1 protein-coding gene (only partly in view) is annotated in these 13,523 nt (G+C 46.5%); it reads right to left on the reverse strand.

The annotated features are described in order from the left end of the window. Window positions 1-13,523: the 3' portion of a YDG domain-containing protein gene (locus ICN13_RS08455; protein ID WP_216139921.1), read on the reverse strand. The gene runs 15,340 nt beyond the window's last position; only the last 13,523 of its 28,863 coding nucleotides appear in the window; its start codon lies beyond the right edge, outside the window; its stop codon occupies window positions 1-3.

Below are 13,523 nucleotides of genomic sequence, written 5' to 3' on the forward strand. Positions count from 1 at the left end.
CTATCTGGCATCAATGGTGATCGGCGGGGATTCTTCCAAGACCTTACCGTCCTTGATTGTCTGAATCCGAATATCTATTGCCTTGGCACCTGCAGGCACTTCATTAGCAATAAAGGTATTTGTCTCTGGATCATACTTAATCCAACTTGGCAGCGGATCACCATTAGCCTGAACAGCCCTCTCCACCAATTCATCAGAACGATTCGTTGTAGAGATAATCGATGGTGGTAGCAATGCCTCTGGGACAGTAAATTTAAAGTCTTTCACGGAAGCCGAGCGACTAAAAGTTACCACTTGCCCACCCAAGTTAATCTTAATGAGGACATTCAACATACCCTCGCCAGGATTTGGAATGGGTACATTTCCAGCATGCATCACCATATCAGTAATGCGAACCTCTGTACTAGGTGAACTCATGGCAACACTAACCGCTGCTCTGCTCTGCGCAGCAGTATTCATAATGAAATTCGCTATATCCTGAATTGCAGATGCGGTATTTTGACTACTTGGAATTGCCGGTGCTACAGGTGTAAATGCTGGCGGCACGTAAACTGGTGGCACATAACCCAAGGCATCGCTAATGGTTGCTGGAGCACCCCAATTATTTAGCCCGTTTTGATTTTGAACCAAAGCATAGTTATTCGTGCCATTAATCACTAAGGCATCTAGGCTGCTTGGATTTTGCAAATTCATTTGGCCAGCACCAGCACCATTAGTTTGCAAAGGTAGCAAGTAATTAATGCTTGCAGCAGGGTCATAAATTGAGAATGTCACGGTTCCAGGTTGGGTGCTAGCTTGGGCTGTCATCGCGCTCGCACGATAGGTTTGATCAGAATACGTTGCAATATTTCCAGTAAGACTAATTGTGCCAACATAATTAGATATTGCATTTGCTTGAGACTGACTGACAACCACCTGAGCATTCAGACTATAAAGCGGAGATAAATTGCCAACGGAGCCGGCAAAGTTGATGCTAGAAGCAGCGCTTGAAGCATTTGAATTATCAGGTGCTATAGCAGCTACTAATAATGTATGGGTATCCGCAATCAAGTCATTTACAGATCCATTAAAGGTAATGCTTGGATCCTCAGACACCATCGTACGAACGTAGATTGGATTGCTATTTAGATATGCAATCGTGCTAGTAATCGTTGAAATTGAATACTGGAAGTATCTGCTATACCCAGAGAACAAGAAGCCAATAGTAGGTGTTCGACCTATATAGGAAGAGTCTCCAATAAATACACTGCCGTTATAGGTCTGCTGCGCAGCGGTTAGCACATCAGACAAGATATTGATTCTAGAGCCAGTGATCGCTAGAGAATTCAAACGCGCGACAGAGCCAACACTACCGCCAAGCGTTACTACTCCTGAGCCGGCATTAACTACCAATGATTGTGTTTTGTCTACCGCGCCATCTATAGTTCCTAATAGATTGATATTGCCGTTGCCCAGTGAAGTTAAATTAGTTGTTGAGTCTAAGGTCAAGTTTTCGTATGACTGGCTTCCTGAAGTAGAAATATCACTTAACAGCGTCAGCAGACCACTCACATTTAGACTGGATAGTACGACTCCATTGGCAGCACCGAAGGACCCGTTGTTGGATTGAATATTGCCGATACCAATAGCGGTATTAGAGCCAGCAATCAAGCTAGTACCAGAATGCAGAATGGTCTGGCCGCTATAAGTGTTGTTACCAGATAGGGTAATTCTGCCTAATCCAGCAATCGTCACGGAGCCGCTGCCACTGATCGGCATCGGAATGGTTTCTGCACTTGGCAAGTTAAAACTGAGATTGCCGTTATCCGTCACGCTGGAAGTAACAGGAGTGCCGACAGCTGCGTCATATACAACACTCTTGCCCACAGGAATAATGACATTAGCAACGTTGGGAATACCGCCGCTTGGACCATAACTGGATTGTGTTGGAACGGCGCCGATTAAGGCTGTACCGGTTGTGGTCCAATTCGCTGGATTGGACCAGTTACCTCCGGATGGGCCAGTGTAGGTTACAGAATTGAGCTGAGTAATCGTGCCATTAGCTGGGCCATCAGAGCCATTGCCGCCCGCTACATAAACTGCTCCACCCGACACTACATAATTCGCAGCATCAGCACCCGTGAAGGTAATGCCTACAGTATAGCCTATTGCTGTACCCACATTTTTCGTATTGAAGGTACCTGTTGCAAGTGCCTGCACACTATCGGCACCCACATATCCACTAGTGCCAGTCGTTAAAGCTAGATTAGTCATGTATACAGAGCCGTCGTATACCTTGCTCGCGCCAGTAATACCAAGATCAGAAAAACTGAGAACCTTCGGAGTTACATTGAGATGGCCCATTACTACCATACCGTTACTGAAGTTATTGCCAGCAATTGTTTGATTGGTGATACCAATTCCATTGGAACTTTGGTTACTGATGCTATAGCCACCAACATGGATATTGCCTGAGCCACTCAAAATTGCAGGGTTAGCAGTTAGGGTAAATGTAGCCGTTGTACCAAGATTGTCATTCACAGTCACAACATTACTGCTCAGACTCACTGACAGATTAGCTAAGACTTGTGGATTGTTATTGCTGTCATAGGTCATGTAGGCGGCAGATACAGTGCCGTAGTTTGGCGTTGTTCCATAGACCGTATTAACCAGTCCAGCCTTAATGACCAATTGATTAGCAGGAGATACGGTGTAATCACCATTTCTAGGAACAATGATGTAGTTAGTAGAAGATATACCGCCAGGTATCAGGACGCCAGCGTGAAGGCCAATTGCATCACTAGAGCTGGTGTTTGCATCGCTACGAGTCACCGTCACCTGACCTGTGATTGCACCATTGCTAGCATTATCAGAATTTACAAATCCAGAATAAGCTACGCCAGCATAACCACCTACGCAACCGGAGCCACAATTTGTTGCAGAGCCGACAGTATCAGTCTGGGTAATGAACTTACCATCACTCACTGCAGAGACCGTCAAGATTGCTTTGTTGACGGTCAAGTTAGCCTTAACGTAAGTAATATTGTAATTAGATAAACCTAATCCGCTGGCATTGCTAATGAGCAAGTTGGATGCATAACTTCCAGCATTAATGAGGCCAGAAACAACTTGGCTGTTACCACCACTCTGACCTGTCTGGGTTGTATCACTCAAAATAGTTGCTGCAGTGACATAGTCTCCATTAACAAGGCCTGAAGTCGTCAAGGCTGATTGAGAGAGGACCAGTGGAGACCCATAGGTCGTCGTTTGATTGGTTGCAGTAATCGTGAGATTGGCTGGTGTAACGGTAAGTGTTCTGGCAGGTGCGCTGAAGGTGTAATTGGGGTTGCTTGCAGGCGCTGCGTTAATTTGATACGTACCAACGTTAGAAGCAGATCCAGCAACACCGCTGTAAGCTGTCGCTGTTGTGCTTAAGGCAACATTGATCGCATCACCATTTACCAATCCTTGCCCAGCAATCGAGTAAGTAAGATTAGGCAAGGCAGATGCGCCATATACCATGCTCTTATTGTCTATAACGATTGTCAGCGGCCTTGGTGTAACAGTCAGTTGACCATTGATATAGCTAATGGAGTAGTTCGATAAACCAGTGCCTACAGCCGCACTTGGAGTGATAGCGTATGGAGTGCCACCGTTGACTGATGCACTTGCTAAGCCACCAGGGCTACTTAGCGTCACGGCACTAACGGTATCACTATTGAGTAGACCAGAGACACTGTATCCCGCTGATCCAGTTACTGCCCCGCTACCGCTATAAGTAATGCTACTTGAAGTGCTAGTATTTCCGTACACCTTACTATCAACTAGGGAAGTAATCGTGAGCGGCGCTGGAGTAATAGTGATATTCGCTGGCACATAGTTTGCGATGGCGTAGTTGCCGCTAACGGCCAATGTACCTCGGCCAATGGGGTAATTCGTACCCACACTCGAAGTGCTAGTGACACTTGCTGTTAGGTTTCCGCTGATATTGGCCGTAGTATCGCTACCCACTAATCCAGTATAGGTATATGTCAGGCTGGGCACTGTTCCGCCATAGACCATCGACGCAGCTGTAGCATTGATAGTTAATGGTGCTGGGGTAATCGTTGTTGCACCAAATACTGGATTTAACATGGTGTAGTTAGATGCAAGACCAGTTCCATTGGCTAACACGAGATTGCTTATGCTTTGTAGGGCCGCAGATCCAACATCTGGGTTTGTCAAAATAGCATTCCCAGAAGCAACTCCAAGGGTTTGACCGGCTACACCAACAATCGTTAAACCAGAAGCAGAAACTGCCGTACTTCCGTCATACACCTTTGATGCAGTGACTGTGATTGGCGCTGGGGTAACGGTGATATTGGCCGGTACATAACTCGTTATAAAGTAATCGCCGGAGACATTTAAAGTACCGCGACCAATAGGATAATTGGATCCAACATTAGAATTACTTAGAACTGTTGTTGTGAGATTGCCACTAAAGTTTGCAGATGCATCGCCGTTGACTAAACCTGTATAGGTATAAGCCAAGCTAGGCACACTAGATCCATAGACCATTGAAGCAGCAGTAGCATTCACAGTAATTGGTGCTGGAGTAATAGTCATCGCACCATCAACATAAGTAATACTGTAGTTAGTCAATCCACTACCTGCAGCTGCGCTTGGGGTGATGACATAAGTATTGCCATTATTTACGCCAGCACTTGCGAGGCCACCTGAGCTAGCAAGGGTAACTGAGCCGATTGCATCAGCAGTACCAGTAATCAGACCAGATACTGAATATCCAGAAGCTCCCGTTGCAACCCCTAGCACGTTGTAAGTAGCATGATTGGCTGTCGTTGTGCTGCCATATACCTTACTATCATTAATTGCAGTAATAAGTAATGGCGCAGGGGTAATAGTGACATTTCCAAATATGAGATTAACTACGGTGTAGTTCGATGCGAGGCCGGTACCATTGACCAGCACAAGATTACTTAAACTCTGAAGTCCTGCTGCTCCAACGTTGGGATTAGTCAGAATGGCGCTACCTGAACTAGCGCCTAGAGTTTGACCAGCAATACCAACAATGACTAAGCCGGATGATGCAACTGTGGTGTTACCGTCATATATCTTTGCGGCAGTAACTGTAATCGGTGCTGGTGTAATGCTGGCAGTTTGATTCTGGGTTAAACCGCTAATGTAGTAATTCGAATTGCTTAAAGTCAAGCTGGTGCTATCAAATGCAACCGGAATATGATTTGCCACATTAGCTTGAGCAAAGGTAGCCACTGGGGATCCAGCGATCGTGGCGGTATCACCCTGTATGACCCCAATTAAACTTGGGGTGCCCGAGAAAGTAGCTGCCTGAGTTGCGTCATACACTTTATTATTTGCACTAATACCACTCACCGTCAATGCCGCCTGTGTAATGACGCCATTACTACCTGTGACATTACCGCTAAATGAGTAGTTACTGGAATCCACCCCGCTAATCGCAACGTTATTAATGGTGTAAGGCAAATTGGTACCGGCATTGGCTGCAGAAAATACACCCGAGCCAATCAGGCTTAGTTGATCACCTGATTTTGCATTAGCCGCAACCAGACTTATTCCATTGATCACATTAGTTGCGTCATATACCTTCGATGGCACTGAGGTATTAAAGTTCAAGGCCAATGGCGCAATAGAAATTGTGCCTGGTACGCTGAGCACTGGGTAGCTAGTAGCGTAGTTTGTAGCGTATCCAGCATTAGTCACAACAGTTGTCGATGGTGTAAAGGTATAGTTACCTACCTTCAAGTAGCCACTGCTACTGCTATTGGCAGCCGTAAATGTTGGCGGAGCCACTGTTAAGGTGTAATTCCCCTGGGCAGCGCCAACTTTGTCATCTACCGCAATCCAAGTATTGGCCGAAGAGCCTGGAGTCAACAATAGACTCACGATATTTGGAGCAGAACAGTCGCTACCGATAGTGCAATAGGAAGCAGTCACTGGAGCTGAGGCCGCAATATTGCTAGAGGTTAATGTGCCGTAGGCTCTGGATGTATTACCAACAGTGAGAAGTAACTGGCCTTGCGCAATGATCGTAAATGTCGATGTTACTGGAGCAATGGTGTAGTTTGCAGCTGTTGCACTAGGTGTCAAGGTATAAGTGGCGCCTGCTATATCACCTGCCGGACGTGTCACAGAGGGGCTAATCAGCACACTAGAGGTATCTGCGCCTTTTAAGCCTGACAAGGTGTAAGTAAAGGATGGATCAGCCTGACCAATAAACTTAGCTGCAGCATTAGCAGTCATGGTGAGGGTTGCTGGAGTAATGGAAGCACTACCGCTAATAGAGAGAGGTAATGAGTAGTTCGACAAATTAGTACTGCCTGTAGCAATATAGTTTGAACTACTTAAAGTTGTAGAAACTGTTGTAGCGCCAGCAACATTTGCGCTGTCATAGTTTGCATTTGTTTGATTGATATAAGCGCCCTGTCCTGTCGCAAAGCCACTTAGCTGATAGCTACCAGCGCTACTACTTGTTCCAGCACTTAAGTTTGCTGTAGTAGTTGCGTCATAAACCTTAGATTGGGTGGCAATGGTTACTGTAATTGGGGCTGGAGTAATCGATACATTACCAGTACTTGCTGGTAGCACATAGTTGACCGCTAGACCACCATTTATCCCGTCAGCAATCTGCAGACCAGTGGTATTAAGACTGCTCACCCCAAGAACATTAGCGCTATTAGCCGTTGCTGAGCCTGTTAAGACAACGGTCTGATTACCAATACCGGTAGTTGCTGTAACAGCGCTACCAGCAAAGGCTGTTGTGCCATCGTAGACTTTAGTTGCTGAGATGGCGAGTGTTAGCGGGGTAATGACATAGGCATTATTAGCAGTATTTGCGAATGCAATTGTGTAGTTCGTATTACTACTGCTGCCAGCCAATGTTCCTACAGCTAGGCTATAGCTAGCGGCATTCTGCACAACAGTGTTAGTAGCACCACTAAAGCCCATGCTTCCGCTCAGGGTCACAGGAACGTTCACTACAGAATCTGAGTTCTTATATCCGGAAACAGTGTAATTAGCAATTGCTTGAGAATAGGCTGCGTTATTTAAAGCATTGCCGTTATAGGGCATTGAAACTGCATTTGGAGTAATCGTTAAAGTTGCTCGCCCTACTGTCAAATTACCAGGCACATAAGTAATTGCATAGTTAGCTAATCCACTGCCAATAGCAGCACCAGGAACAATGCCAGCGGTATAGATTCCTGCGTTAGTAATAGCTGAAACAGTATTAGCCGAGGCATAAGTCAGGGTTACTGAGATAATAGTATCGCCACTGACTAAGCCTGAGCTAGTAAAGGCTGTTGTTCCCAGTGCATAAGGAGTGCCATACGTAGCATTGCTCACATCATTGGCAGTAATTGTCAATGCCTTCGCATTAATAGTCGCAGTATTTTGTGCGGTTCCAGATGTACTGTTATAGCTTTGCGCAATAGTGTAGTTGCTCATTACTGCGGTACCGCTGCCGATTGTGATAGCAGTTACATAATTGCTGCCATTAGCGGCTACGCTAGCACTATTAAAGATAGCACTGCTGATAGTGTTAATCGTTTCACTATTAACTAAACCGGTTACGGTGAAGGCAGTCGGAGTGACTGTCATGCCAGCACTATAGGTAGCGGCGACTGCTATACCTAATGGTGCAGGGCTGATGTTGGCGGTCAAGCTAGTCGGCTGAGTTAAAGAGTAGTTTGAAGCGGCTGGGCCACTGATAGTATTGGCGACTGTTACTGCTAGATTATTACCTGCATTGGCTTGACTAAATGTCGCAGCCTGAGTCAGGGTCAAGCTAGCAGCATCGGAACCCATGATGCCATTCAAGGTGCCCGCGCTGAAAGTGGCCACATTACTACCGTCATAAGTCTTGTTTGCTATTGCAGCTCCGGTAAAGGTCAAGGCCTTAGTGGTAATGTTTGCTGTTAAGCCGGTTGGCTGAGTCAAGTCGTAGTTGCCAGCTGCACTACCGCTGATGGAATAAGCCGCAGTGACTGCCAAACCACTGCCTACGCTCGCCTGACTGAAGTCTCCGGCCCTAATTAATGTGATGTTGGCTGCATCAGCACTGATGACTCCATTTAATGTCCCTGACATTACAGCAGCCGTAGTAGCGTCATACACCTTATTCGCTGCAGCTGCCCCTGTGATAGTGAGCGTCTTTGCTGTAATGTCAGCGGTTAAGCCTGTTGGCTGTGTCAGCGTGTAGTTACCGGCAGCAGCGCCGCCCAAAGAATTGGTGATCGTGATAGCCAGATTGCTACCAACATTCGCTTGACTGAAATTACCAGCTTGAGTCAGAGTGACTACGTCATTACCCACCTTACCTACTAAAGAGCCACCAGTGATAGTTGCAGTAGCTGTGCCATCATAAGTTTTGTTTGCTACTGAAGTGCCAGTCACAGTTAATTCTTTAGGGGTAATATTGGCAGTAAATCCAGTTGGCTGAGTTAATACGTAGTTACCAGCCGAGTTATTGCTCAAAGTATCGGTAATCGTGACGGCAAGGCCGTTGCCAACATTGGCCGAACTAAAGGTGCCTGCTTGATTTAGCTCAATCGACTCACCAGAAATTATCCCTATTAAGCTACCGCCTGATACTGTTGCAGCATTACTACCGTCATACACTTTATTTGCGACTGTAGTGCCAGTAACGGTTAAGACTTTTGGGGTAATGTTGGCAGTTAATCCGGTTGGCTGTGTCAATGTGTAATTACCGGCAGAAGCCCCTGTTAGAGAATCGGTAACAGTCACGGCCAAAGCGCTACCTACGTTAGCCTGGCTAAATGTTCCAGCTTCAACCAGCGTTACTGTGTCGCCAGCAACTTTACCTACCAAAGTGCCACCAGTCACACCTGCTGTTGTTGTGCCGTCATAGGTCTTGCTTGCGACGGTTGTACCGGTAACAGTCAGCGCCTTAGGGGTAATGTCAGCTGTTAAGCCTGTTGGCTGTGTCAGGGTGTAGTTACCAAGACTGTTATTTGTCAATGCATCTGTAATAGTCACTGTCAGACCAGAACCTACATTAGCAGAACTGAAAGTGCCAGCCTGAGTTAAACCAGTAGTTGTATCACCAGCAATACGGCCCACTAAAGTGCCGCCCGTTACAGTGGCAGTAGTTGTACCGTCATAGGTTTTGTTGGCTACTGCAGTACCAGTAACGGTTAATGCCTTAGGAGTGATATTGGCTGTCAATCCAGTCGGCTGTATGAGCGTGTAATTATCGGCCGCTGAACCACTAAGGGAGTTCGCAGCAGTCACTACTAAGTTATTGCCAACGTTTACCTGGCTAAACGTGCCAGCTTGTGTCAGTGTGAGATTGGCGCTATCGGCGCTAACTACCCCATTAAGCGTACCACCACTAAAACTTGCCACGTTAGTACCATCATAGGTTTTATTCGCTGCGGTAGCGCCGGTAATCGTTAGGGATGCTTTGGTAATAATGCCGTTTGTGCCAGTAACGCTCGCTGGGAACGAATAATTACCGGCATCTGCACCACCAAGAACAATCGTGCTAATGGTGTAGGACAAACCAGTGCCAGCATTAGCAATAGTGTAAGCACCAGAGCCGCTAATGCTTAGTTGATCGCCCGTAATAGCGTTGCTTGCTGTTAGGGTCTTACCAGTAATTGCAGTACTAGCGTCATACACCTTAGTTTGTGTTGGTGCATTAATAGTCAGCGCCAATGGAGTAATGGAAATTGTGCCTGGCACGACCAAAATTGGATAGCCTGTAGCATAGTTTGTAGAGAAGCCGGGGTTGGTCACTACTGTGGTTGACGGTGTGAATGTATAGCTACCCACGTTTAAGTAGCCACCAGTACTGCTATTAGCTGCAGTTAATGTTGGTGGTGTAATGGTGAGGGTGTAGTTACCTTGAGTTGCGCCTGGCTTGGTATCGGTTGCGATCCAAGTATTCGCTGATGAGCCAGCCGATATATTCAGAGTAATGATTGATGCTGATAGGGAGCAATCAGCGCCGATTGTGCAATAAGATGCAGACACGGATGCAGCGGCAGCAATATTAGAACTTGTTAAGGTGCCATACGCTCTTGAAGTATTGGCTACTGTAATGAGCAACTGGCCCTGAGCCATGATCGTAAAGCTGGCTGTCGCTGGAACAATGGTGTAATTTGCAGCTGTTGCACTTGGAGTCAGAGTGTAAGTGGCACCTGCCACTTCACCCGCTGCACGGGTGACGCCTGCATTACTTAGAACGCTCGATGTATCAGCACCTTTGAGGCCAGATAAGGTATATGTGAAGCTTGGATCAGATTGACCTACAAACTTAGCTGAGGCGTTTACAGTCATCGTCAAGGTAGCTGGAGTGATTGTGCCAGTAGCACTTACAGAAGTTGGCAATGCATAGTTGGATAAATTTGTGCTACCGGTAGCAATATAGTTACTAGGGCTTAATGAAGCAGTAACTGTTGTTGCATTGGCAACGTTTGCACTGTTATAGGTGGCATTAACCTGATTAATATAAGCACCCTGCCCGCTCACGAATCCAGCGAGAGTGTAGCTACCAGCGTTACTACTGGTTCCAGCCGTTAAGCTTGCGGCATTGCTACCGTCATATTCTTTGGTTTGGCTAGCAATAGAAACCGTAATTGGTGCAGGCGTAATATTGGCAGTAAATCCTGTTGGCTGAGTGAGCGTATAGTTGCCAGCAGCATTGTTAGTAAGCGAGTTAGCAACCGTTACGGCGAGACCTGTACCCGCATTAGACTGACTAAAGCTTGCGGCTTGATTTAATCCAACCGTGTCTCCAGAAATTACCCCTACTAAGCTACCGCCAGAGATGGCGGCTGTAGTTGTGCCGTCATAGACCTTATTAGCAATCACAGTTCCGGCCACTGTCAGTGCCTTAGGCGTGATATTTGCGGTAATGCCGCTAGGTTGGGTCAATGTGTAATTGCCAGCAGCAGAACCACTGATGCTGTCATTCATAACGATGGCAATGGCGTTACCAGCATTGGCAGAGGTGAATGTAGCCGACTTCGTGAAAGTCACATTAGCTGCATCAGATGCTACTAGACCAACCAAAGTGCCGGCTGTTACTGTAGCTGACGTTGTACCGTCATAGACCTTATCGGAAACCGTCGTACCGGTAACAGTCAATCCTTTTGGTGTGATGTTGGCACTTAATCCGCTTGGCTGAACAATGGTGTAGTTGGAAGCAGCAGTACCTGTAATGCTATCAATTACAGTCACGGGAATACTATTACCAACACTGGCGCTTGAGAAATTAGCACTCTGAGTTAATGTCACGTTTGCAGCATCAGCACTGACTAAGCCAACTAAGGTACCGGTAGTAGCGACTGCCGCAGTTGTTCCATCATAGACTTTATTGCTAACAGTAATGCCACTCACTGTTAATGACTTAGGCGTGATGTTAGCGCTTAGGCCAGTTGGCTGAATAATGGAGTAATTGCTAGCCGATGTACCGCTCAGAGTATTTGCTGCTGTCACGGTAATGCTGTTACCGACAGCACTTTGAGCAAAGCTACCCGCCTGAGCAAGACTAACAACATCTGAACCAAGTACTCCAACTAAAGCGCCGCCAGTAATCGTTGCGGTGGTCGTGCCATCGTAGACCTTATTGGCAACTACTGAACCGCTACCTACGGTCAAGGCTTTTGCAGTAATGGTGGCAACGTTCTTGGTATTGCCTGTCGTCGCGTTATAGGCAGAATTAATACTGTAGTTGCTAAGTGATGCAGTACCACCGCTACTCACAATCGAAGTAACATAGTTACTGCCGTTATTGGCTACGTTTGCATTGTTAACTGTAGCACTAGATAGGCCTGTAATAGTTTGTCCTGCTACTAAGCCCGTTACTGTAAATGCACTTGGGGTAACAGTAGTGGTGCCGTTGTATTCAGCGGTTATGGTAATTCCCAGTGGGGCTGGAGTGACGATAGCCGTAATACCGCTTGGCTGAACTAAGATGTAGTTTGCAGCAGATGCGCCGGTGATGGTGTTGTTAATAATCACCGAGGCTGTATTGCTGACATTGGCGCTAGTAAGTACGGCCGACTGTACTAAATTGACCGTATCACCTGAAGTCACTCCAACTAGAGTTCCGCCTGTAATGGTGATCGCGGTAGTGCCGTCATATACCTTGGTTACTGCAACCGTACCGGTAACAGTCAATACTTTTTGACTTGCAGCTACTAGAGTTGCAATATTTTGGCCAATACCGGATGTGGCGCTATAGCTGGGTGCAAAGGCATAGTTTGTTGCTAGCGCTGTTCCACCAGAAATCACAATACTGGTCACGAAGTTGCTGCCATTACTGCCAATGCTAGAGCTATTAACAGTAACGCTGCTCAATCCAGTAATGGTCTGACCGCCGATTAAGCCATTAATCGTATAAGAAATCGGAGTGATGTTATTAGTGCCATTGGCAACACCCACTACTGATATTCCTAACATTGCCGGAGTGATATTGGCTGTAATACCCGTTGGCTGTATTAAGCGATAGTTACTTGCTGCCACACCCGTAATGGAGTCATTCACAATAATGATGATGCCGTTACTGACGTTTGGTGATGAGAAGCTACCAGCCTGGATCAGGGTCACTCTATTAGCATCACCAGCAACCAAGCCAATCAGAGCACCGCCAGTAAGCGTTGCATTCGTTGTGCCGTCATAGGTTTTATGAGCAACCGTGCCATCACTAACAGTTAAAGTCTTAGGTGTGATTGCTGCGGTCACACCTGTAGGCTGAACCAAGGTGTAGTTACCACTGGATGCCCCTGAAATACTATCGTTTACCAAGACAGTCACTGCTGTACCAACGTTAGCGCTATTAAATGTACCAGCCTGTTTGAGACTTACTACATCACCACCCACCACTCCAACCAAGGATCCGCCCCAAACATTGACACTAGTTGTGCCGTCATACACCTTAGAATCCGCAAGCGTGCCGGTTACAGTCAATGTTTTAGTAGACAGTGTGACGGTATTTAAACCCGTACCTGCGGTTGCACTAGTAACAGTGTTAAATGCGTAATTGCTTGCTAGTGCTGTCCCACTGCCAATCACAATCGAACGTACAAAGTTGCTGCTATTGGCAGCGACATTAATATTGGCCACAGTGGCACCTGAAATAGCACTAATAGTTTCGCCATTAACTAAGCCAGTCAGAGTGAATGATGTTGGCGTAACCGTAGTTGAGCCACTATATACAGCAGCCAGCGTGATGCCCAAAGGTGCTGGAGTGATATTGGCAATCACTCCAGTAGGCTGAGTTAAGGCATAGTTTGCGCTTGCACTACCACTAATACTATTTGTAAGAGTGACTCCGATACCAGCGCCTGCATTTGCAGTGGTAAAGCTACCAGCTTTTATTAAAGCTACGTTCGCTATATCAGAACTCAAAACACCAACCAAAGTACCGCCCGTTACAGTGGCAGTAGTTGTACCATCATAGACCTTGTTTGCAACTGTAGTACCAGTAACAGTCAATGTTTTGGGCGTGATATTAGCAGTCACATTGGCTGGCTGGGTCA

Origin of the sequence: Polynucleobacter sp. MWH-Berg-3C6 (assembly GCF_018881855.1) — a bacterium.
GTDB lineage: Bacteria > Pseudomonadota > Gammaproteobacteria > Burkholderiales > Burkholderiaceae > Polynucleobacter.